Here is a 23,158-nt window from a genome sequence, read left to right on the forward strand (position 1 = left end):
GCCCGGACCCGGTGCGTGCCAGGCCGCGACGGCGAGGGCCGGGCAAGGCAGCGTCACCAGCGCGACGGGTCCGTCCGGCCCGATCCGGCCTTGCAGGAACTCACCGAAATGCCCGGCCACACGGACCGAAGGCATGCTCACGCCGGCCTCCAGTTGACTGTTCCGATGGACCAGGCGCCGGCGGGCAAGGCGGTCACGCGGGTCATCGACAGAGGGGCCACGATGAAGCCGAGTGCGGGCGCGACGGCACCGAGCGCCAGGGCGAGGCCCGCGCGGACGGTGCCCGCATGCGCGACGATCGTCACGCGACCGCCTGTTGCCAGCGCGGTCAGTGCCGGACCGACCCTGGCGCAGACATCGGCAAAGCTTTCGCCGCCCGGGGGCCGGTGCTCGGCCAGAGCGCTCGAGGTCATCGGGCCGAGGTCGGGGATCTCGCCGGTCGCGCGCCCGTCCCAGGCGCCGAAATCCTGCTCCCAGAGCGCGGGGTTTTCCTCGGCACCGGCGTCCGGCCAGAGGGCCGCTGCGGTCTGACGGCAGCGCAGCGCCGGGCTGACCACGATCCGGCCGGGGTCGCCCACGCCAAGCCGCAGGGCCGCGAGGGCGGCGAGATCGGAACAGTCAGCCGCCACGTCGGTGCGACCACAAAGCCGCCCCCCCGCCTGCGCCGGCGCGTGACGGATCAGGATCAGCTCTGTCGCCGCATCGCCAGCCACCGTCGCATTCTCCCTTTCGCAGACCGCCCGTTATGTGCTTTGAGAACGGCCCATGGGCAAGACGATACTCATCACCGGGGGCGCCCGGTCGGGCAAAAGCGGCATCGCCGAGACGATGGCGCTGTCGTTCGGCCGACCGGCGACCTTCATCGCCACGGCCGAGGCGCATGACGCGGAGATGGCCGCGCGGATCGCGGCGCATCAGGCGCGCCGGGGCGAAGGCTGGATCACGCGGGCGGAGCCCCTCGACCTTCTCGGCGCGCTTGCCGAGACCGACGGAAAGGGCCCGCGGCTCGTCGATTGCCTCACCCTCTGGCTCACCAACCTGCTGCTGGCCGAGGCCGACTGGCAGGCGGCGGTCCGCGGGCTTCTGGCCGCGCTGCCGGCGCAGAGCTCACCTGTCGTCTTCGTGACGAATGAGGTCGGAATGGGCATCGTGCCGGACAACGCGCTCGCCCGCACGTTCCGCGACGCGGCGGGCGTTCTGAACCAATGGGTCGCGGCAGCGGCCGATGAAGTCTACCTGGCCGTCTCAGGCCTGCCACTGAAAGTGAAATGACATGAGCCTTCCACGCCTCTCCTCGCTCTCGCAACTCGCGGCGCTCGCCGACCGGCTGCCCGTCGCCGACGCCCAGGCGGCCGAAGCGGCGCGGGCGCGGCAGAATTCGCTGACGAAGCCCCCCGGCTCGCTCGGCCGCCTGGAACAGATCGCGGAGTTCATGGCCTCCTGGCGGGGCACGGCCCGACCCGAGATATGGAAGGCTCAGGCGCTGGTGTTCGCGGGCAACCACGGAATCTGCGCGCAGGGGGTCAACCCCTATCCGCAGGAAGTGACCGCCCAGATGGTCGCCAACTTCCGCACGGGGGGCGCGGCGATCAACCAGCTCTGCGCGGTGAACGGTGCGGACCTGTCGGTGATCGCGCTGGAACTCGAACAGCCCACCCGCGACTTCACGGAAGCCCCGGCGATGGATGAGGTCGAGTGCCTCGATGCGCTCTGGCAAGGTGCCGCGGCGGTCGATGGCAGTGCCGACATCCTCGTTCTTGGCGAGATGGGGATCGGAAATTCCACCGTGGCGGCGGCGCTGGCGGTGGCCTGCTTCGGCGGGCCCGTTGCCGAATGGGTCGGGCCTGGAACAGGCTCTGACAAGGCCGGACTTGCGCGGAAGGTGGACGCGATCGAGCGCGGGCTGAAGCGGCACGCGGCCGCGCTCGGAAACGCGGGGGCGGTGCTTGCGGCGCTTGGCGGACGGGAACAGGCGGCGATCTGCGGTGCGATTCTCGCGGCGCGGGCGGAGCGGATTCCGGTCATCCTCGACGGTTTCATCTGCACTGCGGCGGCGGCGGTGCTCCACGCGGCCGACAGGCGGCTTCTCGACCACTGCCTCGTCGGGCATGTCTCGGCGGAGCCCGGGCATCGCAAGCTTCTCGCGGCGATCCACAAACGCCCCGTCCTCGAATTCGACATGCGGCTCGGCGAGGGCTCGGGCGCGGCGCTGGCGCTCGGGATCGTGCGGTCAGCGCTGGCCTGCCACAACGGCATGGCGACCTTCGGCGAGGCGGGGGTGTCGGAGGGATGAGCGGGCGCCGCGCCGACGAGTTGCGGCTCGCCTTTCTCCTGCTCACGCGCCTGCCGGTCGGCGAGGTTCGCGGCGAGGCGCCCTCCATGGCTGCGTCGTCCTGGGCCTGGCCGCTCGTCGGGATTGCCGTCGGCGCAATCTCGGCCTGCGCCGGATATGTCGGCCTCGCGGTCGGCATGACGCCGCCGATGGCGGCGATCCTCGCGCTCGCCGCCGGTGCGCTCGCCACGGGCGCGATGCACGAGGACGGGCTCGCCGATCTGGCGGACGGGTTCGGCGGCGGGGGGACGCGCGATCGCAAGCTTGAGATCATGCGCGATAGCCGGATCGGGTCCTACGGGGTCGCAGCGCTCATCCTGTCATTCGGCTTTCGCGCGGCGGGACTCGCCTTCCTCCTCGACTCGGGCGGCTCGTTCATTGGCCTCGTGGCCCTTGGTGCTGCGTCCCGGGCGGTTCTGCCGGCCGCCCTGGTGCTGATGCCGCCGGCGCGATCCGACGGGCTGGGACGGTCGGCAGCCGGAATCGACCCTATTCCGGCCAGAATCGCGGGATTGATCGGCCTCCTCTGCCTTCTGCCGCTGGATCCGGGAACCGCGCTGGCGGTGGCCATCGCAATGCCACTGGCCGCACTCGCCGTCGGCCGGCTCGCCATGCGGCAGATCGGCGGACAGACCGGCGACGTGCTGGGCGCCATGCAGCAGGTGGCCGAATGCACAGGCTGGGCCTGTATCGCGGCAAACGTTTGATCAAATACTGACGCCTCGGGTCTGGAGCCATTGAATTGCGTAGAGAGAACCCGCTTCCAATTTGATCAAAAATCGCGGATAACGGGGTGCCCGGAAGGAGTGCCGCCATGCCCGCAAGGAAGAATCTCGTCGCCGGTATCGACCGAGCTCGCCTGAAGCAGGTGGCGGAGCGGGAGAGCCGGCGTTTCGCCGCCTCGCGGCCGAAGACAAGGGCAGCGCTGAAGGCCGGCGCCGGAGCATTCCTCGACGCCGTGCCGATGCACTGGATGAAGGACTGGCCGATGCCCTTTCCGATGGTCGTTGAGCGCGCCGAGGGGGCCCGGATCACCGACATCGACGGCTACGGGATCGACGATTTCTGCCTTGGCGACACCGGCTCCATGTTCGGCCACTCGCCGAAGCCGGTGGCGAAGGCGATCCGCCGGCAGGCGCGGCGGGGGCTCACCTACATGCTGCCGACCGAAGCCGCGTTGGAGGCGGGGAGGCTCCTGACCGAGCGGTTCGGCGACTTCAAGTGGCAGATCGCGACGACGGCGACGGACGCGAACCGGTTCGCGCTGCGCGTCGCGCGGGCGGTCACGGGCAAACCGAAGGTCCTCGTGTTCAACGGCTGCTATCACGGCACCGTGGACGATGCGATGGTGGAACTGTCGAACGGCAGGACGCGGACCCGCCCCGGTCTGACAGGGCAGGTCGTCGACCTGACCGAGGTCGCCGCCTGCGCCGAGTTCAATGACCTGGCGAGCGTCGAGGCGGCGCTGAAGTCCGGGGAAATCGCCGCGATCCTGACCGAACCGGTGATGACCAATTCCTGCATGATTCTGCCGGAGCCCGGTTTCCACGAGGGACTCAGGGAACTGGCGACGAGACATCGCGCGCTCCTCGTCATCGACGAGACGCACACCATTTCCTCCGGCCTCGGCGGCTATACCGCGGTCAGCGGGCTCGATCCGGATATCTTCGTCGTCGGCAAATGCGTGGCGGGCGGGATGCCCACCGCCGTCTGGGGGCTGAGGCCGAAGATTGCCGAGGCCTATCTCTCCTACAACGCCGGCCGGCCCTCGGGCCATTCGGGCATGGGCACCACGCTTTCGGCCAATCCGATGCAGTTCGCCTGCCTTCAAGCGACACTGGCCGAGGTGATGACGGCCAAGGCCTATGCCCATATGGAGAAGGGCGCAGAAAGGCTCTCAACCGGCCTGAAACGGGTGATCGAGACCCACGGGGCGCCCTGGCACGTCGTCCGCGTCGGCGCGCGGGTGGAGTTCATCTGCGCGCCCGGCCCGCTCAGGAACGGCACCGAGGCCGCGATGGCCCATATGCCCGAGGTGGAGGCGGTGCTGCACACGGCGCTCCTGAACCGCGGCTGCCTGATCGCACCGTTCCACAACATGATGCTTGTGAGCCCATTGACGAAGAAGCGGCAGATCGACCGCCTCGTCACGGCCTTCGACGAAATCCTGACCGAACTTTTCGCGTGAGAACCGCCATGCTGGATACCCCCTGCCCGTCGGGCGCCACCCTGGCCGAGGCCGAAGCCTTCCTCGCCGATAACCCCGATGTCGAGGCGATCGACATCGTGCTGCACGATTCGAACGGCATCGGCCGCGGCAAGATCATCCGTCGGCACGAGCTTGCTTCGCTCTACAAGTCCGGCCGTCACATGCCGATCTCGATCCTCGGCCTCGACATCTGCGGCGAGGACGTGCACGAAACGGGCCTGATCTGGGATCAGGGCGACGGTGACCTCAGGGCCTGGCCTGTGCCCGGCACGCTGAAGGCGCTGCACAACACCAAGCCCGCCCGGGCCGAGGTGTTCCTGTCGCTCTATGAACTCGACGGCCGGCCGATGACCTCGGATCCCCGGCACGCGCTCGCGCGTCAGGTCGAGGAATTCGCCCGCCGCGGGCTGAAGCCGGCAGGGGCGTTCGAGCTCGAGTTTTTCCTGCTTGCCAACGAACGTGGCGCCGACGGAAGGGTGGGGCCCGCGCGCGACGTGCTCGACGGCCGTCCGAGCCACAAGACCGAGGTCTATTCCGTCGACCACCTGCACGGGATGCTGCCGCTGTTCTCCGACATCTACGCGGGTGCGGAAAAGGCCGGGATCAAGGCCGAGACGCTCATCTCCGAGTATGCGCCCGGGCAGTATGAGCTGACCCTGCACTACCGCGAGGACGTGATGCAGGCCGCCGACGACATCGTGCGGCTGAAGCGGATCGTCCGGGCGCAGGCGCGCTCCCACGGGGTGACCGCCTGCTTCATGGCCAAGCCCGTGGAGGACTACGCGGGTTCGGGCATGCACTTCCACGTCTCGATGCAGAACCGGGCGGGGCGCAACGTCTTCGCGGAGCAACGCGGCGAGGGATGGACGGAGACGCTGCTGCACGCGATCGGGGGCCTCCGTGCGACGATGGGCGAATCGATGCTCGTCTTCGCCCCCCACCTGAACTCCTGGCGACGCTTCGCGAACCAAAGCTACGCGCCGGTCTCGACCTCCTGGGGCGTGAACAACCGTTCGGTCGCGCTTCGGGTGCCCGAAGGCGACGTGAGGGCGCGGCGCATCGAGCATCGCCCCTCGGGGGTGGACGCGAATCCCTACCTTGTCGCCGCGACCGTCCTCGCGGGCATCCTGCACGGCATCGACAAGCGCATCGACCCCGGCCCCGAGACCACCGGCAATGCCTATGCCGAGGACGAGAACGGGCCGGCGATCCCCCGCGACTGGCGCGCGGCGATCGAGGCGGCGACGAAGTCGGATTTCCTGAAGGGGGCCCTCGGCGAGGAGATGCACCGGACCTTCACCGCCGTGAAGGCTGCAGAATACGCCCGTGTCGCCCGCACCGTGACCGAGGTCGATTACGACCTCTACCTCCACACGGTCTGAGGGCTCAGAGTTCCGGCCGGGACGCCTGGTCGGCGAACCACCCGCCAATGGCCGCCTCGTAGGCGAGCCCGGCGCGGAAGACGTCTGCGTCCGAATAGGTGCGCCCGACGATCTGGATGCCCGTCGGCACGCCGTTTCCGGCGCGACCGGAGGGCACGGACAGGACCGGGCAGCGGCTCAGCATGTTGAAGGGCAGCGTCATCGCCCATCCGAGGAAGGGGTTCACCTCCTCGCCGTTGATCCGGACCCTGTCCTTCGACTGGTCAAAATCGGCGGGCACAGCCGGCAGCGCGGTCGTCGGACAGATCAGCACGTCATAGCGTTCAAGGAGCGGGCCGAGCGTCCGGTACATCCCCGCCGCCACGTCGAGGCTGTGGAGGAATTCCACCGGGTTCGACTTTCGGCCCTCCTCGGCGAACTGGCGGGCATAGGTCGTCATGTCTTCGGCGTGGTCCTTCAGGAGCTGCGAGAGATAGGCGCCGAAGAGGTGGCGGAGATAGGTCATCCCGGCGTCGAGGATGCCGGGCGTCCAGCCGAGGTCCACCTCTTCCACCGTCGCGCCGAGCGCGCGGAATACGTCGAGCGCCGCCTCGGTGTTCCTCCTCACGTCCGGGTCCACCTCGAATATCCCGAGATCCATCGATTGGGCGATCCTCCAGCCCTTGATGGGCCTCATCTCCAGCGGCAAGCGCAGTTTCGGGCGAAGCGAGGCGATGTCCTGCGGGCTTGGCCCGGCCATGACGTTCTGGAAGAGAATCGTATCCTTGACCGTTCGTGCCATCGGGCCTTCGTGGCAATAGAAGTCGAGGTTGAAGGGCGGATCCTCAGGGTTGCGGCCATAGGGCGGCTTGAAGCCGACAACGCCGCAGCAGGAGGCCGGAATCCGGATCGAGCCGCCGATATCCGAGCCCGTCGCGAGGGTCGCCGCGCCGGAGGCAAGCGCCGCACCCGATCCTCCCGACGATCCGCCGGGCGTGAACTCCGGGTTCCAAGGGTTGCGCGTAATCCCCCAGAGGCAGGACCAGGTGTACCCCGCACAGGAGAACTCCGGCGTCGCAGTCCGGGCATGGACGATGCCGCCCGCGCGGAGGATCCGAGCGTTCACTTCCGAGGTGTGGTCGGCCACGTCGTCCTTCATGATCAGCGAACCGCCAGAGGTCGGCATTCCCTTGATCGCGCTTTCGTCCTTGACCGCGACCGGCAAGCCTTCCAGCGCACGGGTGCGCGCGCCCCTTGCATATTTCGCCTCGGCCTTGCGAGCCTCGTCGATCGCGCGGTCGAAGTGGGTGAAGGTCAGGCTGTTGACCTTGCCCTGCACCGCTCCGGCCCGGGCGATCACCGCTTCCATCAGTTCCACCGGCGACAGGGTCCTGGCCCGGAACCGGCTCAGCGCCTCATGCGCCGGCAGGTAGCAAAGATCGAGATCGCTCACGGATTTCCCCCTCAACCGTCCCTGACGGACCGATCCGAGGCTGAATCGGCGGCAGCGGGAAATCAAAGGAAATCGGACGGGATTGCCAAGCCCGGCGACGCGGTGCATGTGGCAGGCAACACGACCCGGAACCCGAAGGACCGACCATGATCGAGGACAGACCCGGCCTGATGGAGGCCATCCGCGACCGCTTCGCCCATGTCGAGACCTGCCCCTTCGACGGTCCGCGCATCTTCTTCGAGAATGCCGGCGGCGCGCTGAGGCTGAAATCGGTGATCGAGACCTCGGCGGCCTATGCCGGCTACCCCGACAATCAGGGGCGCGACAATCCCGCTTCCAGGACGCTGATGGCGGCGATCGACCGGGGCCGCGCCGACATGCGGCGCTTCCTCAATGCGCCCGGCGGGCAGGTCTTCGTGGGCGAAAGCGGGACCGAGGTGCTCTTCCGCCTGATCCGCACGGCCGCGCTCGGCGCGGCGCCGGGGGGCGTCATGCTCGGCTCCACGCTCGAACACCCGGCCTCGCGCAGCGCAATGGCGCGCTGGGCGGAGGTCACCGGGCGGCCGCATCTGCTGGCAGCGCACGACGACGCCACGGGCACGGTGAGCCTTGATGCCTACCTCGCTCTGCTCACCCCCGAGGTCCGCGTCGCAACCATCGTCCAGACCTCGCCGGTCACAGGGATGGCCGTCGACGTCGCCGCCATCGCGGCGGCGATCCGCGTGAAGGCGCCCCAGGCCTTCATCATCATCGACGGCATACAGCACGCGAGCCACGGCCACATCGACTGCGCCGCCTACGGCGCCGACGGTTATGCCGTGTCACCCTACAAGGTCTTCTCCCGCCACGGCTACGGCGTCGGCTGGGCCTCGGACCGGCTGACGGACTGCACGAAGGAACAGATCGTCGGCGGGCCCGCCGCAGCCTGGGAACTCGGCACCCGCGACGCGGGGGCCTATGCGACGTTCTCCGACGTCGTGGCCTATTTCGACTGGCTGGGCGGGCAGGTGTCCGATGCCGGCGAACCGCGCGCCCGGATCGAGGCGGCGGCGGCGGCGATCCACGACCACGAGGCGCGGCTGATGCAGGCCATGCTGAACGGTACGGGGAACGCCCGGGGGCTTGCCGAGATGCCGGGCGTCACCCTCATTGGCGGCCCGGTCGTCGAGGGGCGCGAAGGCGTCGTGTCGCTCACCCTCGACGGGATGTCCTCCGCCGAGCTGGTCCGACATCTCGCCGATCACGGGATGCGCGTGCACATCCGCAAGGACGATCACTACTGCGGCAACATCCTGCATCCCCTCGGGCTTGCCGACTGCGTTCGCGTCTCGGTCTGCCACTACAACACGACGGCCGAGGTCGCGCGCTTTCTCGCCGCGATGGAACTCGCGGTGTCGCGGTAGGTCAACGGTCAGGAACAACGTGGTGAGCCCGACAGGATTCGAACCTGTGACCCACTGATTAAAAGTCAGTTGGCGATATTTATTCAACCTGTTCACGTTCTTCCGCGCCACCAACAAAAACAATGGTTTAAAGCAGATTTGCAACGATAATCAGTCGGTTGCATGTTCACGTTAGCCCGTCTATGGATGCTCAATGCGTTGCAAAACGCGTTGCAAAAACTGATCAACGGAGACATCGACGTGGCGACGCAGAGCATCGACTTCACTAAGCCCATCGACCTGAAACTGGCGACGAGCAAGAAGAACCGCCCGACTGCGGGCACGAACTGGTTCAAGCACAGTGGCGACAAGTATCCCGGTCTTCATCTCGCCGTCGGCAAGACGAAAGCGATGTGGTACCTACGCGCCCGCGTTGACGGCAAGCCCTCTTCAATCAGGATCGGCGCGCTCGACGATCTGTCCCCCGATGCGGCGTTGAAGCAGGCGCGGGCCAAGGCGCAGCACTCGCGCAACGAGGCGACGCGCGAGATCAAGACGGTCGCGGATGCGTGGCAGGAATACTGCCAAGACGCGACGGCGAGCGAACGTCACCTCAACGACCTTGCGTCGAAACTGAACCGCAACGCCGCGGCGATCATGCGCAAGCATCCCGCCGATGTGTCGTTGCTCGACGTTCGGCGCTGCCTGATGAGCATTGAGTCGGTGTCGACGCGCCATCATGTGAAGGCCGCGCTGAACAGCGCGTTCTCAATCTTGGACATCCCCTCGCCGATCCCGCGTGGAAAACTGAAAGCGAAGCAACTCGGCAAGGTTGGAAAGCGCACGACACTGTGGAAGGACTTCTGCGACGCGCACGCAGGCACGGATCGTCATGATTGGTCGCCGATATGGAAGGCCATCACGGCGATGGGCAACGCTTCGCGCAGGGACGCGTGGATCGTGATGCTGTTCACGGGCATTCGCGCCACCGACGTGCGGTCGCTGACATGGGATCAGGTCGACTTCGCTCGTCGAGAATTGCGGTTCGAAGGCCTCAAGAACGGTGAGGATCGAAACATCCCCGTTTGCGATACCGTGATGTTGGTGCTCAAGTCGCGCCGGTCGAACCACACGCATGTTTTCGCCGCAGATTCGCAAACCGGCTACATCGACCACCTCGACACGCTCATGCACCCGACCGTCAAACAAGATACTGGCAAGGTGGACACCAAGGGAAAGCCGATCTTCAAAGGCATTCCGATCCTGCGCCAACACGACACTCGACGGCATTTCACATCAGCGTGCGGCCCTGCGCGCGTTCCGTCCTATGCGGCCGCTTACCTGCGCGGGGACATCACGTCCAACAACAGCGACGACGACATGCTGATGCACTACGGTGAAGACCTCGATCTGCACGCGTGTGCGGCGGACATCGAACAGGTCATGATCGACCGCATCGGCGACTCGTTCGACGCACATGAGTTGTTCAAGGTGGACATCTGATTCCTGCCTAGTTGTCGCCACAACGCCTTACTAACGTGAACGCGCGCGCCAACTTGGGGCGCGTTTGCGTTTGAGGACAGACCTTTGGACAACGACCGCATCGCGGCCCTTGAGGCACGCGTGGAGCTGCTCGAAGCGGCCGCACATTTTCCGAAATACATGACCGCCGATCAGGTGTGCGATGCGATGCAGATCAATCGCACGAAGTTCTGGCAACTGCGATCCGAAGGCCTCGCACCTCCCGCCCTGTTCCTCGGCACGCGCACGATGCGGTTCGACCGCGACGACGTTTTGCAGTGGGCCGCGTCGTTGAAGGAGACGGCGTGATGGGTCGTCCGCAGATCGAGATGCCCGAAGTCCTGTTGCCCGGCACGCGCAACGACCTGATGCAGTTCTTCAGGATGAAGACGCAGATCGCCGACGCCGCGAACGCCCTGCTGCGCGATGGCATCGACGAACGCGAGCGCGCATACCAGCAGTTCGCCCTCGCGCTTGAGTTCGGTGAGGTGCCGAGCGCCGTTGTCGAAGCCCTTGACGATCTGCAATTCGACATCACGACGCACCCGCGCAAGTACCTGCCCGACGCGCCGCCCGACGACTACGACGCCTTGCGCTCGTGGATGAAAGAGTTCGCACCCGCGAAATGGTGGGTCGACGTGCTGAAGACGAACAAGGTCGGGGTCGCGGACACGACGTTCCTTGCGTGGATGGCGGGACGCGACCTGTCGAAGGATCGTTCGAAGGCTGTCCGCAAGCGCCTGCGCAAGTGGTGGGAGCGCTTGATGCAGGTCGTCGAGCGCGTCGAGGATGTGCAGCGCGCGCGGGAGCACATGTCATTCGAGCCGCACCGGCAGACGTGGTTCAGGAGGCGCGTGGTCGAGGACAAGACGATGACCGTCGACGAGGCGCGCGATGAATGGGTGCGCATCGACAAACTCCTGAACACGTCGCTGCACGCGATCAACATCGCAGACCCGCGGTTCGTCGAAGACGTGCGCCGCGACTACATCGACCACAACGCGTCGCAGGTGCGCTTGGATCGTCACATCGAAGGCCTCGACGTGGTCGGGCAGTTTCACGCGTATCGCATCCGGGAACAGGCCGACGAAGGCATCTATCCCGATGGCGTCGAGGTGTGGGTCGAGCGCTTCGACGAGGGCAGGTCGCGTGCGCGCTTCGATCAGGTGGTCGCCGATGGGTGGCCGCAAGCAAGGTCGACGTTGCCGCCAGATGACTTCCAACCCGGTGAACGCGTGACGCAGGCTCGTTGGGGCGGGCCGAAGGATGAGGAAGGCCCGGTCAATCGTAACGTCGACCTGTACTGGTTGTGGCATCGCGATCTCGAGCGGCACGAATGGGATCGAGACGCGGTGGGCGTGCGGACGACGTTAATCGAGCGCACCGTGTCAGACGACGCGGAGAATTGGCGTCCGGCGACGAAGCGCGAGATGCAGGGGTGGGTGCGCGAGATTGATGACTTCCTGCGCGCGGCGCGGGCGGGCACGCATACGGGATCGGATTGGTCGAAGCGTTGGGAAGCGGCACGGAGTCGCGAGAAGGCCGCTCTGACCATGTATCGCACCGGGACGCAGGGCGTGAACGGGTTCAGCGAGACGAAAGCGACGGACGCCATTGATGCCGCCCGTCGCGAGATGGTCGAGTTGATCGTCGAGATTACGCCGCCTGAAGGTCGTCACGAAGCGAGGCGCGAAGCCGATCAAAATATCCTGCATCGAGGCTATTGACGATCCGACGGCGTTCGGCGGGCGGGACGCGCGAGACGAGATCGTCGTTGATCAGCGTCACGGACAGACCATTCCGGAACCATGCGCGTGCCCGCTGTTCGGCGAGGTCGATGAGGTGTTGCGGCATCGTGGGCTTCCTTTCCGTTGGTTATGAATTTCTGACAAGACGACGATAGCGCCTGTGCCGCGTGTGCTTCGACTGCTGATGCAGGTATAAGGCGCTTATTCCCATGTACGCAGGATCGGGGTGCGGGATCGCTGTCGGCAGACAGCACACGCGGCACGCGCCTATATTGATCATAGGGGAAATTGAGGTGAATATTATTGTTGCAAACAATCATCAGACAAATTCACCCGAATGACGCGCTTGTGTTGCAAGACGTGTGTCTCGTGTGTTCAGGATGATCGGCGTGCCGCAATGACCAGGAGATTTGCGATGACTGTGATAGTTCGTGATCGTCAACAATAATATTCACCTCAATTCTGCCTATGATCTATAGAGCCGAGCGTGCTTCTGCGTCGTGAGGCAAGCCACCCTGACTGCGCGCCATCCGAGGTCCTGCGTCAGAGACCGTCGTCGACTGATATTTATTCAGTCGGTTAACCGCAAGAAACACCAAGCTCCATTGAGTTTATCCGAATCCTGATCGCGATTTTGCAACGGCTTTTGCAACAGCACGAACGCCACATCGCATGATAATGTCAGCCTTGTTGACGTATCATATCGACCACGTGCTCTGAGCCCATCGCCGCGAATACGCCGAGTTCTGCATCAGCGCGCTCAGCGTGCTCGCGGAGCGCCGCGGACACCGACGCTCTGTGCGTCGACATAGCGGCCACCGCGCACCGTCGTCTCCGACGCTCTCCGCGCGTCTCTGCGCATGTGTCGGAATCCGTGTGCCGTGAACGTCGGAAGACCTTGTTCTGCGCCTAGGCAGCCGTGCCGCACCCGCTACGCCTGATCGTGGCTGGGCAAGCGCGCGCCGCCGCTCAGCCGTCGCACAACGCGGGCAAACGAAGGCGACCCTACATCACGGCGCGCGCATCACCACACGAGGACACGACGATGAACATCACCGCCACGATCAACGACGCCGGCAAGGCGACGCTGATCAACACCCACATGAACACCACAACGCGCCTCGAGGTCGACGACGCCCACCTGCTTGGCGAAGACATCGCGACCACGCTCGTCCACGACACGGTCGACGACATCCATCGCGACACCTACAGCGTCGTCCTGCTGCCGAACGGCATCGAGGTGCGCACGAAGCTCGGACGCTTCGACATCGCGTGGCAGCACATCATGCACACCGCCGACCAGCTCACGGCGTTCTGACCGTGGCGTGGCGCGTCCTGCCCCTGACGACGCAGACGCTCAACGACCGTGGGTGCAACGTGGAGGCGGCGTGGGAACACGACACGCGCGGCGTGTTCGTCATCTATCGCTACCTGCCCGAGGTCCAAGAGCAGCGCGTCGCGCAATACCTGATCCCGCGCAATGTGCATCACGTCACGCGCGGCGATTACGTCGACGGTGCGCCATGGTGATGCAGGCCGACCCGAGCCTGTTCGCGCATGTCGCATCGACGCCGGAGCAGGTCCTCATCATCGAGGTCCTGCTTCTGGCGTTCCACGACCTGTCGTCCGAGCACGAAGACATCCGATCCGAGGCCGTGTCGTTCTGGTCCTCGCGCAACGGCGAATGGGCGCGGCATCGACGCCTCCTCCTGTCGCTCATTGGCCTCGACGACGACGCGGTGATGCCGCGCGTGCGTGCGTTGATCCCCGATCACCTGATCCCCGTCGCACCCGAACCCAAGCAGGCGCTCGATGTAGTGCGTCGTTTCACGCCGACCGAGATTCGCGTGAACGCCGTCCGCGCGATCCTGCCCGATCATGACTTCGACCTGGCGTGGTTGTGCGAACGCCTGCCCATCGGTCGCGGGCAATGCAGGCACGCTGTTCGCCAACTGATCGAGGAAGGCGTCGTGTCGTCGCTCGGTCGCCCCGCGCGCGACAAGCGCACCCAATACTGCCGCACCGAGGACCTGCTTCCGCTGAGGTCAGCCGCATCGCGCTGAATTACCGTCCAAAGCACAGACTCGCGGTGCGTCATTCTGTCCTCCAAAACGCAAAACGGGCAGGGGCGGCGCATCGAGCGTCGCCTTTGCTTTTGGAGACACCGAATTGACGACCCCGACCGATGCGGCCCTCGCCGCCATCCTGAAACAGATGCAGACGTTGACCGAGAAGGTCACGGCGCAGGACAAGCGCCTCGACGACCTGCACGAGTTCAACACGAAGATCCTCGACGAGAAGAAGGACGCCAAACGCGCCCTCGACGCCGCGCAGTCGAAGATGACGCCCGAACAGATCGCCGACCTGGAGTCGATGGGCTTCGAGAAGGCCGACGATGGGAACTGGTATCCCAAAGGCGTGAAAGGCGCGCACGAGATCACGCGCGCCGATGCGCGCGATCCGCAAAAGTACCGTGCCGCGAAACTCGCCGCCGAACGCGCGGGCAAGACGCTCAGCATCGTGGACGTGTCGGCCCATCAAGATCAGCACCGCCACGGGCGCGGCGACATCGACACCACCCTGCGCACGACGCTGGTTCGCGACGATCACGAGCGCGTCGCCTACATGCGCCGCGATGCGATGCAATCGGACCCGCGCGCATATCAGCGTCTGCGCGCCGAAGGTTTCACGGTGCAGCAATGGTCGACGACGGATGACTTGCCGTCTCACATGCAGACGAAGCTCGCGCTGATGGAGAAATCCGATGGCGGTCAAGCCTAAGGCGAAACTGCCCGCGCAGCCGGGACGCAAGGGCACGCTCGAATACCACCCGCGCCGCTCTGAACTGGTCAAGCACATCGTCCTCGACACGAAGACGAAGGTGCAACTGGCGAAGGAGTACGGCGTCACGCCGCACACCGTCCTGCGGTTCTCGAAACGCATCCCCGAGCACGAGCGCGTCGCGGTGCTGGCACAGCATCGTCGCGAAACCCTGCCCGACGACGTGCGCGAGGTAAACGAGGAGCGCAAGGACATCGCGCGCACCTACGACAAGCTCGCATCCCGCGTCGAGGCGCTCATCGAAAAGGCGGAACAGCGCAACGACGACGCCTTCGCCCTCGCGGCGATGGAAGGCCTGCGCAAGGTCCTGCGCGACATCGCGACGATGCAAGGCAAGCTCGCGCAGCAGATCAAACTCGACATCTCCCTGAACGACTCCCGCGAGTGGATCGAATTGAAAGGCATCCTCGAAGCGTTGTGCGATGAGGTTCCGCAAGCGCGCGAACCGCTCCTGCGCCTGATGCGCGAGCGCCGCCTGTCCGTCGCACGACATGAGGTGCCGCTGTGACGAACGATCCGAACCGTCCTGTCACCGAGCAGGAGATCGACCAGTTCATCGCCGACCGCGAACGTGAGCGCGTCGAGGCGCGTCGTGCATACGACCGCGAACGCGTGCAGCGTCGTTTCCGCGAACGCGCGCAGCAGCGTCAATTCGAAGCGAACGAGATGAAGCGGCACGCCCGCGACGTTGAGGCGCTGCGCGATACGCCGCACGGCGCCGTCCCGCCCTTCTTCTGGAATACGTGATGCCGTTCGACGCCCTCGACACATGGCTGACCGACCTCGAACGCCGCCTCGACCCTGTGGCGCAGTTCGAGCACTTCCTGTCGCTCGAACTCGGGCGCGCGGCGACGGCGGATGAGTGGCAGCGCCAAGCGATCCTGAGCGACGTGCCCGGTGGTGCGACGGCGATGCGCATCTGTCGGCAGGCTGGCAAATCGTGCGTGCTGGCGACGCGCGGCGTGATGGCGCTCGAACGCGGCGAGGTGACGATCTGCCTTGCGCCCGCTGAACGTCAGACGCGGGAGATCACGCGCAAGGTCGCGACGTATCTGCGCGGCACCACCATGACGGTCGAGCGGTCGACGATGACCGAGATCGAGACGAACACAGGCGGGCGTTTCATCGCCGTGCCTGCGTCGGGCGCGACCATTCGCGGCTTCACGGCGGATCAACTGCTCGTCGACGAGTGCGCCTACCTGACCAACGACGAGGAGGTGATTACCGCCGTCCTGCCGATGCTGAAAGACGGCGGGCAGGTGTTCTACGCGTCGACGCCCGCCGGGAAGAACAACTTCTTCGCGCGCCTGTTCCTCGACACGAAGCCGTCGGACGCCCTGCGCCTGCTCACGGTGCGCGGGACGCAGATTCCGCGCATGGCGGCGAAGGTCGAACGCCTGCGCACGCAACTGTCGCAAACGAAATTCCGTCAGGAGGTGGAGTGCGAGTTCATCGCCGACGGACAGGCATACTTCGATCTGAGCGTGATCGAGGCCGCAACATCGAAAACGGAGGCGGCCATCGTGCCGAAATTCTGATGGCCACGCACAACGACGAACCGACCCTGAACCTCGTCTACCGCCCGAACGGGCAAGTGGTGAACGAAACGGACGGCGATCCCGCCATCCCGCGCGTGACGGGGTATCAGCGGTTTATGATTGCAGCGGACCTCGGGCAGGCGAACGACTACAGCGCCGTGGTCGCATTGAAGGATGAGGCGCTGCCCATCGTCGACGACGGCAAGGTGATCGTCGGCCCGCGCAATCGTACTGTCGTTTACGCCGACCGCTTTCGCGGCGTGTCCTACGTCGACGTGGTCGAGCACCTGATCCGCCTCAAGAACGCGCACCCGTTCGGCGGCAAGTCGGACCTCGCCATCGACGGCACGAGCATCGGTCGCGTCGTGTCGGACATGCTGTTCTCCCAGAACGTCCCGCACTGGGCCATCCAGATGACGGGTGGGCAGGAATGGCGCAAGGCGTCGTCGGGCGGTGGGCGCTACGTGAACGCGGGCAAGACGTTCATGATCGAGAACGCCGCCGTCCTGTTCGCGAGCGGCGACGTGAAGTTCGCGCCCGATCTCGCCCTGCGCCCAGACATCGAGGCGGACCTTGCATCGTTCACGACGATGACCACCGCCGCGGGCAATCAGATCATCACGCAATCGCGCTCGACCGCCGGTCACGGCGACCTCGGGATTGCGCTCATCGTCGCCATGTTCGCGTCGCAGTACCTGAAACCGCGCAGCATCATCAGTCAGGCGCAGTTGCGCGGATGGCATTGAATTTCTATCGCGATCAGGTGCTCCGAAGGGCACGGGAAAGCTCTCGATACGAATCAGTCTCCGGGGCCGAATTTTTTGCCGGCCAGGAATAGCCAGGTAGTTTCAAGACCTTAGACAAGGCCCTTGCGCAGATTATGTGTTTCGATTCATATACTTAAATAATAGCAGGGATCGCCTGCATCATGCGGGCAGTCAATATGGACGATCTTAGCGCGAATTTGGATATCGAACGCAGTCCAGCACAACGCCTTGTTGACGCCGCGCGTGACCAGAAGCGTGTGAAAGGTCTCACCCATGAGTTCTATCGCTATCCGGCGCGTTTCTCACCCACCTTTGTCCGGAGCGCGATAGAGACGTTCACCCGCCCCGGGGATTGGGTTGTGGACCCGTTCGCGGGTGGAGGTACCACGCTGGTCGAAGCCATGGCCATGGGACGCAATGCTCTTGGCATTGATATCAGTTCACTTTCATCGTTCCTTTGCGAGGCCAAGACGCAGGTCTTGGATGATCGGGACGTGAGTGCCTTCGCGTGCTGGATGGAGCGCATTGACACGACTATCAACATGCACGCACCCAGCGAGCGCCACGACGAATACGCCGATGCCGGCTACTATCGCAATTTGGACGGCCCGGAGTTCTGGCGACTGCGCAAAGCCATTGAGCAAGCTCTGTCCGCTGCTGAGAAGCTGCACCGCAGGCAAGCCCATGTGCTCGCGCGTTGCGTGGTCCTTAGGACGGCTCAATGGGCGCTGGACTCTCGCAAGACCCGACCGTCGGTCAAAGCCTTCAAATCCTACATGCACAAGCAAGCTGGGCTCATGCTGGACGCAGCTCTTGAGTTTCGTGAGCAGATACATGGGCTCGAACTGGCACACCCGCCTAAGGCAATTAGTCTCAACAGAACGACGGCAGGAGCAGAAAAAGAAGAGCTCGTCGCTCAGGTTTGCCCCCCGAAGTTAATCGTTACGTCGCCCCCGTATCCCGGCATCCATGTGCTCTATCATCGTTGGCAGGTCGATGGCAGAAAGGAAGCGCCGGCGCCGTTTTGGATCGCAGGCAAACTCGACGGAGCCGGATCGAGCTACTACACGCTCGGAGATCGAAAGAATCCTAATCTTCAATCATATTTCGACAATCTCAAAGCTACGTTTGACTCCGTGGCAGCCATGGCGGGACGAGAGACCACTATAGTGCAGATGGTAGCCTTCTCTAAGCCTGATTGGCAGCTCCCGAAATACCTCGAAGTGATGGAAGAGTGCGGCTTGGAAGAGCATCGCCCTTGGGATGCGCCGCTCGAAGATGATGATGGGCGGTTGTGGCGTGATGTGCCTAGCCGCCGCTGGCATGCCCATCAGAAATCGCATGCGCCTGGCGCACGTGAAGTTGTTCTGGTGCACAAGAAGGCCGGCCCCTAGGCGCTTTCTTCCAGCCCTTCGACCGCATCATCAACTTCCAAATCGCTTGATCCAAGAGAGATCAGCGCCGGAACAAATGGCGCTAAGGCGCGGCATGTGCGCTCTACCCGATCTTCAATGGTCTCTACTGGCGCGTCGTCGCCGCTAGTCTCAAGCCTTTTGACCCGCTTATCTTCCAAGATCATGGACAGGCCAATTAGAACATTTGCATACATGAACTGTTCACGCAGCAGAGCGGTAGATTCCTTCGAAAGCCGCTTTAGTTTGGCTTCACTCTCCAAAGGCATGTTGTCCATGTTGACCTTGAACTCATAGAACTCCGAAGTTTCATCCTTGGAATAGCCAAGAGACTCAATCTTCATTGCCGTGAATTCATCAAAGCCTTCGATATCCCAATCATCGCGATAGACGCGCTTAATATTGGGCGATTCCAACTCACTGGGTCTTTCACGCTCTGCGCCGTCTTTGTCTTTTGGTGGTTGTCTATCACCGCCGCCGCCCGAGTGTTTTTCGGCCTTAGGCTGGATCTTTACCTTGATGTGATTTTCAAAGAGCCGGTGAACGTCGTCTGTGCGCGCTATGAATTCAATGTCGTCGCCGACAGCGGCTCCGCTCGGCAAATCTACCATGACGGTCGCAATGCCATTCTTCAGGTTTGGACCGACGGGGCTAGCCTTGAACTCCGCGCCATCGCCATCCTTCCACGTGAGATCGAATGAGCCACGATCCGCTGCACGTGTGAAATAGTCATTGCGGGCGTCTGTCTCGAATGTCAGGCGCATGCGGTTATTGATCGGACAAGATCTGCTCTGGGTCTGACCGTACTCGACACCTTTGTTCTTGAAGAAGGTGGGATAGACCTCGCCTTTGAAATCCTCTTTGGGATCGCTGCCTGTGGCCACGGTCTTGAATGGGGCCGATATGCGCTGCCCTAGCTTCAAAAGCGTTGTCAAGTTAGGCGAACTCTTGATCAAGGATTGCAGAACATCCGTAAGCGGCTGATCATTCTGAAGACGCTCCTGCATACGCTCCTGCTGGCGCTTGTTGCGGAGCTCTTTTAGCTCGTGGCAGTCGCGGATTGCCTTCTCGAGCGAGTCCACAAGCTCATGCTTGAATTCGTTGTCAGCGAGTCGGTCCCGACTCGGCATAAACAAATCCTCACGCGTGATGTTAGATAGATCATCACACTCAACGAATACCAAAAGATCATCTGCCAACGGCTTCATCTTCACTGCATCGCGGCGGAAGAAGTCTTTTGGCAAGCTTCCCTGGGTTTGGCCGTTACGGAGGAATACGATACCTTCACGTTTTCGATAGCCGCGTACCCCGCCAAGCTTCTTAGCACTAATTGGCGTATCTTCGTCATTATCATCGTCGTCGGGGTCTTCCTTCGTTGACCCTGCCTGAACGAACGCGAAGACATTGGCGATGAGCTTTTCGCCCCCGGGTTGGAAAGGAATGCGAACCGGAAATCCGGCTTCCACGTTGTCGCTGTCCTTGATCCTGCGAAGTAGTCCAGAGACGGTCGTGCGGCGACTTCCGACGTCTAGATACTTTCCAGCTTTGTTGGTGCGGTATTCGTAGAAGCGCACTGGGAGAGCAATCTCGGGCAAGAGAAGGTCTAAACGGCTCAAAAGACTCTTGCCGCGCAAGATGTTCGAGCGTTCACCGAGGAAGTTGTAGTCAAACATCTTGATCGCCGTTCCATAAGTTGCCTCACGGCCATATGGACTTTCGTCATCGGGATAGATGCCAAAGCTGTCAGCGCTAAAAGATAGAACGCCGCCATGGCGTTCAGGTGTACTCTCACCCACTCCGACAGGAGCAAGATAGGTGTAAACAGAATTCTTTGGCGCACCATGCTCGCCGCTCGGGAATTCACGGCGCACAATTGTAAAACACCACTCATGATCACGTGGAGATGCGTGCTCATCCAAGAATGCCGGATTACGTTTAGAAATTACGAGTTGGAGGTTGTTCTTGCCACAGAAACGAAGTGCACCAGTGCCACCCTGGTTGAACTGACCCTGAACGAAGGGAATGTACTGCTTATTGCTCTTTGAGAGTGACAGAATGGTATCAGGGAGTTTGTCAGGGCTTTGGCCCTCACCGCAATCCGAGATAGTGATATTGAGGCCTTCAGGGCGTATACCTGTAGCCGTCAGAGTAATGCCATCCGCTATTTCGCGTGTCTTCTGTGCGCCCCAATCTTCGATGTAACCGCCAGTCGCGATCTTCTCACCTGTGCTGTTCTCAAAAAAGCGGGCGACGGCAGCTCGGATCGTGGGCGGCGCTTCTGCGCCTGCCGGATCAATGCCGCGCATTCGACATTCGTTAATCAGTCGCGCGTCGACGGAATTGACAATCTTTTCCGCCAGCGCCGCTTCGGCCAAGCTTTGTTGATTGCCACTTTGGCCCCAATTGTTCTCAACATCCCCGTAGTGACGCCAGAGTGCTGGTTTATCCCAATAGCCATGCTTTTTAAGGAGCGTGATTATCTCGCCCTCGCTGTCGGCGCGCAACAAATCAGTGCAAAACTTTCGGTTGTCACTCATAAGGGATGATCCAGTTTCTGGGGTAATTTAGAGTTTAAAATCTACGCCATCTGAAGATTTGGTGGTCTTCATGCGATTTTTCAGGGCTTCGATCTCATCGGTCAACGCCTTCACGATCTTCCGCACGTCGGCATCGTCGTACTCGTAGGCGTTGCGGTTGCCCAGCTTTCCGATGATCCGAATGGCCTTGATGGCGTTCACAGTCCGGCTCTCAGCAAATTTGACGAACTTGTCGCGCTTGGACGCGTCGGCGGCATTGGAACTTCCGTCAGCAACCTTGAGGGCGGCGTTGGACATCTCTTGGACTCCTTTGGCATGCTGTTTCGCCAAAGTCTGCGGAAATTGCGCTTCGTAGTCAAGATGTGGGCAGTAATTTAGACGACAAACCGCCCGTTGTAGCGCGCACTTATCACCCCATAATTTGATGCAAGGTTCCGTCGTTGTTGGGAAAATGTATGGTGCAGCGGTGCAGACGATGGCCGCAAAATGAGTAGGATGCAGCTCATAGAATCCGCGAGAGTGCGTAAAATAGGTCGTAAATTACACTGTGTTTTGCTCGCTAAGAGCCCAGAATCGGTGGCTCAGACGGGTGATTCTCCCGCCAAAACATGGCTGAAGGAACGGGATTCAGGTCGCTTGCTAAGTCTTCGACGGTCCATTTCGTTGAGCGAGGGAGACCATCCAGACTGGCGCTCCGCAAGAGACAAGCGCCACACGTTCAGTTTGCGGCCCGACCGCTTCGTGTGCTCGACATCGAACAGGTCGAAGCCTTTCTTCTCGTACCACGCGTTGGACGGAAGGTCGGCGGGGCACTTGGCTTGGACGAACGTCGCCTCGTGCTCGCACCCGTATTCGAACAGGCGTTCGAGCAGTTGCGAGCCGACGCCCGGTTTCGCCGACACGATGGTGTAGATCGTGATCTGCTTGTCGAGGCGCAGGCGAAATTCGCACAGGCCGCCGTCGACGATGAACAACCACCCCTTGTCGGCGGCTTCACGCATTGCCAGAAGCATCGGCCCTCTCCCAATATTGCAGCGCACCTTTCGCGCCGGTCTGCGCATATCCACGCGACGCCAGCACAGCGATCTCGGGCGCGGTTTCGTGTAGACTGATCTTCACGCGCCGCCCGTCCGCGATGCGCTCAAGGTGCGCCATCAGGTTCAGGGTCGCGGCGTCGTTGAGCGAGAAGAACGCGGTGCTGCTGACGTGATCGCCGTTGTCTGTGAACGTGAAAAAGGCATCGTCGATGAACTCGACGCGGCCCTTCTGCATGGCGGAATGTAGAACTTCAAACATCCGCAGATCTCCGGTCTGCACGCGTCATCTGCTTGAGCGACGTTTGCGTGCGCTGCACGTCGTCTCGCATTTCGTCGCGCTTCTTCAAGCGGCGCTCGTACTGCGCGCGCCACTTGTCAGCGCGATCCACGACGAAGTGTTGATAGCGCGTGAACATGCGGTCGAAGTTCGGCTCTTCCTCGAGCAGTTCGAACAGGATGCGCCAATATTGTTCGACGTGCCCGTCTCGTATGCGCAAGTGGCGCACGTAGACGAAGCCGTCGTCGTTGACGCGCAGGGGGCAGTCCATCGACCCGTCATCTTTCGGGATCAGGAACGCCCAGTAGCGCATGGCCTTCGGGGGCGTCCAATACCGCACCGAGTAGTCGAATAGGTCGACGGGCTGCGGTCCAACGAACTGATCGAAATACTTCTTTCCGACGTGCGCACGATATTCGTCGAACGTCGGGCCTTTCTTGAGCGCGCCCATGTAACCTCCTGATTCTGCCTCGTGTTTGAACGTGGCAGTCGATCAGGGCGTGAATGGGGCGAGGGCGCACGAATCCGCCGCGCGTTTAAACGCTCGTTGCAAAAACGTTGCAAAAATCGACCGAAATGCGGTCGCTCGTGAGCGCTCCGCCTCAGCCAAACTCTTGATTTCCTTGGAGATTTCAGTGGTGAGCCCGACAGGATTCGAACCTGTGACCCACTGATTAAAAGTCAGTTGCTCTACCAACTGAGCTACGGGCCCATCACAGGGCGCCTCTTTATGAACGCGGCCC

25 protein-coding genes and 1 tRNA gene are annotated in these 23,158 nt (G+C 62.9%); 18 read left to right on the forward strand and 8 right to left on the reverse strand.

The genetic code is table 11. The features are described from left to right. Positions 1-137: 137 nt before the first annotated feature. A complete protein-coding gene (locus F9K34_RS02610) occupies positions 138-713 on the reverse strand; it encodes a histidine phosphatase family protein (protein WP_291335112.1) in 576 nt (191 codons plus the stop codon). 52 nt (positions 714-765) lie between these two features. Here F9K34_RS02610 and cobU point away from each other — a divergent pair, with 52 nt between their 5' ends. The 5 genes from cobU to F9K34_RS02635 all read left to right on the forward strand — a co-directional run bounded on the left by cobU (position 766) and on the right by F9K34_RS02635 (position 5,923). Continuing rightward, the gene (cobU, locus tag F9K34_RS02615) at positions 766-1,272 is read left to right on the forward strand and encodes a bifunctional adenosylcobinamide kinase/adenosylcobinamide-phosphate guanylyltransferase (protein ID WP_291335114.1); all 507 of its coding nucleotides are present in this window, start codon (positions 766-768) and stop codon (positions 1,270-1,272) included. Between the two features lies 1 nt (position 1,273). Further along, the gene (gene cobT / locus F9K34_RS02620; RefSeq protein ID WP_291335116.1) at positions 1,274-2,293 is read left to right on the forward strand and encodes a nicotinate-nucleotide--dimethylbenzimidazole phosphoribosyltransferase; all 1,020 of its coding nucleotides are present in this window, start codon (positions 1,274-1,276) and stop codon (positions 2,291-2,293) included. After that, a complete protein-coding gene (gene cobS / locus F9K34_RS02625; RefSeq protein WP_291335118.1) occupies positions 2,290-3,039 on the forward strand; it encodes an adenosylcobinamide-GDP ribazoletransferase in 750 nt (249 codons plus the stop codon). The genes cobT and cobS overlap by 4 nt, the downstream gene beginning before the upstream one ends. Positions 3,040-3,146: 107 nt before the next feature. Beyond that, positions 3,147-4,520 carry an aspartate aminotransferase family protein gene (locus tag F9K34_RS02630; RefSeq protein WP_291335120.1) on the forward strand — a complete coding sequence of 458 codons (1,374 nt, stop codon included), beginning with the start codon at positions 3,147-3,149 and terminating at the stop codon, positions 4,518-4,520. 8 nt (positions 4,521-4,528) lie between these two features. After that, entirely contained in the window at positions 4,529-5,923 is a 1,395-nt protein-coding gene (locus F9K34_RS02635) for a glutamine synthetase family protein (protein WP_291335122.1), read from the forward strand. A gap of 4 nt (positions 5,924-5,927) precedes the next feature. On the opposite strand, the gene F9K34_RS02640 is transcribed toward F9K34_RS02635, so the two are convergent. Further along, positions 5,928-7,355, reverse strand: a complete 1,428-nt coding sequence (locus F9K34_RS02640) for an amidase (protein WP_291335124.1) — start codon at positions 7,353-7,355, stop codon at positions 5,928-5,930. A gap of 146 nt (positions 7,356-7,501) precedes the next feature. On the opposite strand from F9K34_RS02640, the gene F9K34_RS02645 reads away from it, so the two are divergent. The 13 genes from F9K34_RS02645 (at position 7,502) to F9K34_RS02705 (ending at position 18,546) form a co-directional block, all read left to right on the forward strand. After that, a complete protein-coding gene (locus F9K34_RS02645; protein WP_291335126.1) occupies positions 7,502-8,758 on the forward strand; it encodes an aminotransferase class V-fold PLP-dependent enzyme in 1,257 nt (418 codons plus the stop codon). A gap of 162 nt (positions 8,759-8,920) precedes the next feature. Then, a complete protein-coding gene (locus F9K34_RS02650) occupies positions 8,921-10,240 on the forward strand; it encodes a tyrosine-type recombinase/integrase (RefSeq protein ID WP_291335127.1) in 1,320 nt (439 codons plus the stop codon). A gap of 84 nt (positions 10,241-10,324) precedes the next feature. Beyond that, entirely contained in the window at positions 10,325-10,567 is a 243-nt protein-coding gene (locus F9K34_RS02655; protein ID WP_291335129.1) for a helix-turn-helix transcriptional regulator, read from the forward strand. Continuing rightward, positions 10,567-11,985 (forward strand): hypothetical protein, encoded by a 1,419-nt coding sequence (locus F9K34_RS02660; protein WP_291335131.1) that lies wholly within the window; start codon positions 10,567-10,569, stop codon positions 11,983-11,985. The genes F9K34_RS02655 and F9K34_RS02660 overlap by 1 nt, the downstream gene beginning before the upstream one ends. A gap of 1,066 nt (positions 11,986-13,051) precedes the next feature. After that, the gene (locus F9K34_RS02665) at positions 13,052-13,324 is read left to right on the forward strand and encodes a hypothetical protein (RefSeq protein WP_291335133.1); all 273 of its coding nucleotides are present in this window, start codon (positions 13,052-13,054) and stop codon (positions 13,322-13,324) included. A 2-nt stretch (positions 13,325-13,326) separates the two neighbouring features. Continuing rightward, a complete protein-coding gene (locus F9K34_RS02670; RefSeq protein WP_291335135.1) occupies positions 13,327-13,536 on the forward strand; it encodes a hypothetical protein in 210 nt (69 codons plus the stop codon). After that, the gene (locus tag F9K34_RS02675; RefSeq protein WP_291335137.1) at positions 13,530-14,069 is read left to right on the forward strand and encodes a hypothetical protein; all 540 of its coding nucleotides are present in this window, start codon (positions 13,530-13,532) and stop codon (positions 14,067-14,069) included. The genes F9K34_RS02670 and F9K34_RS02675 overlap by 7 nt, the downstream gene beginning before the upstream one ends. 106 nt (positions 14,070-14,175) lie before the next feature. Next, the gene (locus F9K34_RS02680; RefSeq protein ID WP_291335139.1) at positions 14,176-14,787 is read left to right on the forward strand and encodes a hypothetical protein; all 612 of its coding nucleotides are present in this window, start codon (positions 14,176-14,178) and stop codon (positions 14,785-14,787) included. Continuing rightward, complete coding sequence (locus F9K34_RS02685) at positions 14,771-15,355, forward strand: hypothetical protein (protein WP_291335141.1); 585 nt, start codon at positions 14,771-14,773, stop codon at positions 15,353-15,355. Before F9K34_RS02680 ends, F9K34_RS02685 begins: the two co-directional genes overlap by 17 nt. Beyond that, complete coding sequence (locus tag F9K34_RS02690; RefSeq protein WP_291335143.1) at positions 15,352-15,594, forward strand: hypothetical protein; 243 nt, start codon at positions 15,352-15,354, stop codon at positions 15,592-15,594. The genes F9K34_RS02685 and F9K34_RS02690 overlap by 4 nt, the downstream gene beginning before the upstream one ends. Beyond that, positions 15,594-16,385 carry a terminase large subunit domain-containing protein gene (locus F9K34_RS02695; protein ID WP_291335145.1) on the forward strand — a complete coding sequence of 264 codons (792 nt, stop codon included), beginning with the start codon at positions 15,594-15,596 and terminating at the stop codon, positions 16,383-16,385. Before F9K34_RS02690 ends, F9K34_RS02695 begins: the two co-directional genes overlap by 1 nt. After that, positions 16,385-17,131: a hypothetical protein gene (locus F9K34_RS02700; protein ID WP_291335146.1), complete on the forward strand. Its 747-nt coding sequence runs from the start codon at positions 16,385-16,387 to the stop codon at positions 17,129-17,131. Before F9K34_RS02695 ends, F9K34_RS02700 begins: the two co-directional genes overlap by 1 nt. 197 nt (positions 17,132-17,328) lie before the next feature. After that, positions 17,329-18,546, forward strand: a complete 1,218-nt coding sequence (locus F9K34_RS02705) for a DNA methyltransferase (protein ID WP_291335148.1) — start codon at positions 17,329-17,331, stop codon at positions 18,544-18,546. Here the strand turns inward: F9K34_RS02705 and F9K34_RS02710 are convergent. The 6 genes from F9K34_RS02710 to F9K34_RS02735 all read right to left on the reverse strand — a co-directional run bounded on the left by F9K34_RS02710 (position 18,543) and on the right by F9K34_RS02735 (position 23,127). Continuing rightward, positions 18,543-21,101 carry a hypothetical protein gene (locus F9K34_RS02710; protein ID WP_291335150.1) on the reverse strand — a complete coding sequence of 853 codons (2,559 nt, stop codon included), beginning with the start codon at positions 21,099-21,101 and terminating at the stop codon, positions 18,543-18,545. The genes F9K34_RS02705 and F9K34_RS02710 overlap by 4 nt on opposite strands. Positions 21,102-21,128: 27 nt before the next feature. Continuing rightward, on the reverse strand, positions 21,129-21,398 hold the full coding sequence (locus tag F9K34_RS02715) for a hypothetical protein (RefSeq protein ID WP_291335152.1): 270 nt from the start codon (positions 21,396-21,398) through the stop codon (positions 21,129-21,131). 284 nt (positions 21,399-21,682) lie between these two features. Further along, entirely contained in the window at positions 21,683-22,114 is a 432-nt protein-coding gene (locus F9K34_RS02720) for a hypothetical protein (RefSeq protein WP_291335153.1), read from the reverse strand. Further along, the gene (locus F9K34_RS02725) at positions 22,095-22,397 is read right to left on the reverse strand and encodes a hypothetical protein (RefSeq protein ID WP_291335155.1); all 303 of its coding nucleotides are present in this window, start codon (positions 22,395-22,397) and stop codon (positions 22,095-22,097) included. Before F9K34_RS02725 ends, F9K34_RS02720 begins: the two co-directional genes overlap by 20 nt. Continuing rightward, positions 22,390-22,866, reverse strand: coding sequence for a hypothetical protein (locus F9K34_RS02730; protein ID WP_291335157.1), 477 nt, complete (start codon positions 22,864-22,866; stop codon positions 22,390-22,392). The genes F9K34_RS02725 and F9K34_RS02730 overlap by 8 nt, the downstream gene beginning before the upstream one ends. A gap of 185 nt (positions 22,867-23,051) precedes the next feature. Then, positions 23,052-23,127 (reverse strand) — tRNA-Lys (locus F9K34_RS02735). Between the last annotated feature and the right edge of the window lie 31 nt (positions 23,128-23,158).

This window comes from Albidovulum sp., assembly GCF_008933605.1.
GTDB lineage: Bacteria > Pseudomonadota > Alphaproteobacteria > Rhodobacterales > Rhodobacteraceae > Albidovulum.

Bases quoted from the DNA above. Each gene is read 5' to 3' on its own strand.
- cobU (WP_291335114.1), top strand. From the start codon at position 766: ATGGGCAAGACGATACTCATCACCGGGGGCGCCCGGTCGGGCAAAAGC.
- cobT (WP_291335116.1), top strand. From the start codon at position 1,274: ATGAGCCTTCCACGCCTCTCCTCGCTCTCGCAACTCGCGGCGCTCGCC.
- cobS (WP_291335118.1), top strand. From the start codon at position 2,290: ATGAGCGGGCGCCGCGCCGACGAGTTGCGGCTCGCCTTTCTCCTGCTC.
- F9K34_RS02630 (WP_291335120.1), top strand. From the start codon at position 3,147: ATGCCCGCAAGGAAGAATCTCGTCGCCGGTATCGACCGAGCTCGCCTG.
- F9K34_RS02635 (WP_291335122.1), top strand. From the start codon at position 4,529: ATGCTGGATACCCCCTGCCCGTCGGGCGCCACCCTGGCCGAGGCCGAA.
- F9K34_RS02645 (WP_291335126.1), top strand. From the start codon at position 7,502: ATGATCGAGGACAGACCCGGCCTGATGGAGGCCATCCGCGACCGCTTC.
- F9K34_RS02650 (WP_291335127.1), top strand. From the start codon at position 8,921: ATGTTCACGTTAGCCCGTCTATGGATGCTCAATGCGTTGCAAAACGCG.
- F9K34_RS02660 (WP_291335131.1), top strand. From the start codon at position 10,567: ATGGGTCGTCCGCAGATCGAGATGCCCGAAGTCCTGTTGCCCGGCACG.
- F9K34_RS02665 (WP_291335133.1), top strand. From the start codon at position 13,052: ATGAACATCACCGCCACGATCAACGACGCCGGCAAGGCGACGCTGATC.
- F9K34_RS02675 (WP_291335137.1), top strand. From the start codon at position 13,530: ATGGTGATGCAGGCCGACCCGAGCCTGTTCGCGCATGTCGCATCGACG.
- F9K34_RS02685 (WP_291335141.1), top strand. From the start codon at position 14,771: ATGGCGGTCAAGCCTAAGGCGAAACTGCCCGCGCAGCCGGGACGCAAG.
- F9K34_RS02695 (WP_291335145.1), top strand. From the start codon at position 15,594: ATGCCGTTCGACGCCCTCGACACATGGCTGACCGACCTCGAACGCCGC.
- F9K34_RS02700 (WP_291335146.1), top strand. From the start codon at position 16,385: ATGGCCACGCACAACGACGAACCGACCCTGAACCTCGTCTACCGCCCG.
- F9K34_RS02705 (WP_291335148.1), top strand. From the start codon at position 17,329: ATGGACGATCTTAGCGCGAATTTGGATATCGAACGCAGTCCAGCACAA.
- F9K34_RS02710 (WP_291335150.1), bottom strand. From the start codon at position 21,101: ATGAGTGACAACCGAAAGTTTTGCACTGATTTGTTGCGCGCCGACAGC.
- F9K34_RS02715 (WP_291335152.1), bottom strand. From the start codon at position 21,398: ATGTCCAACGCCGCCCTCAAGGTTGCTGACGGAAGTTCCAATGCCGCC.
- F9K34_RS02720 (WP_291335153.1), bottom strand. From the start codon at position 22,114: ATGCTTCTGGCAATGCGTGAAGCCGCCGACAAGGGGTGGTTGTTCATC.
- F9K34_RS02725 (WP_291335155.1), bottom strand. From the start codon at position 22,397: ATGTTTGAAGTTCTACATTCCGCCATGCAGAAGGGCCGCGTCGAGTTC.
- F9K34_RS02730 (WP_291335157.1), bottom strand. From the start codon at position 22,866: ATGGGCGCGCTCAAGAAAGGCCCGACGTTCGACGAATATCGTGCGCAC.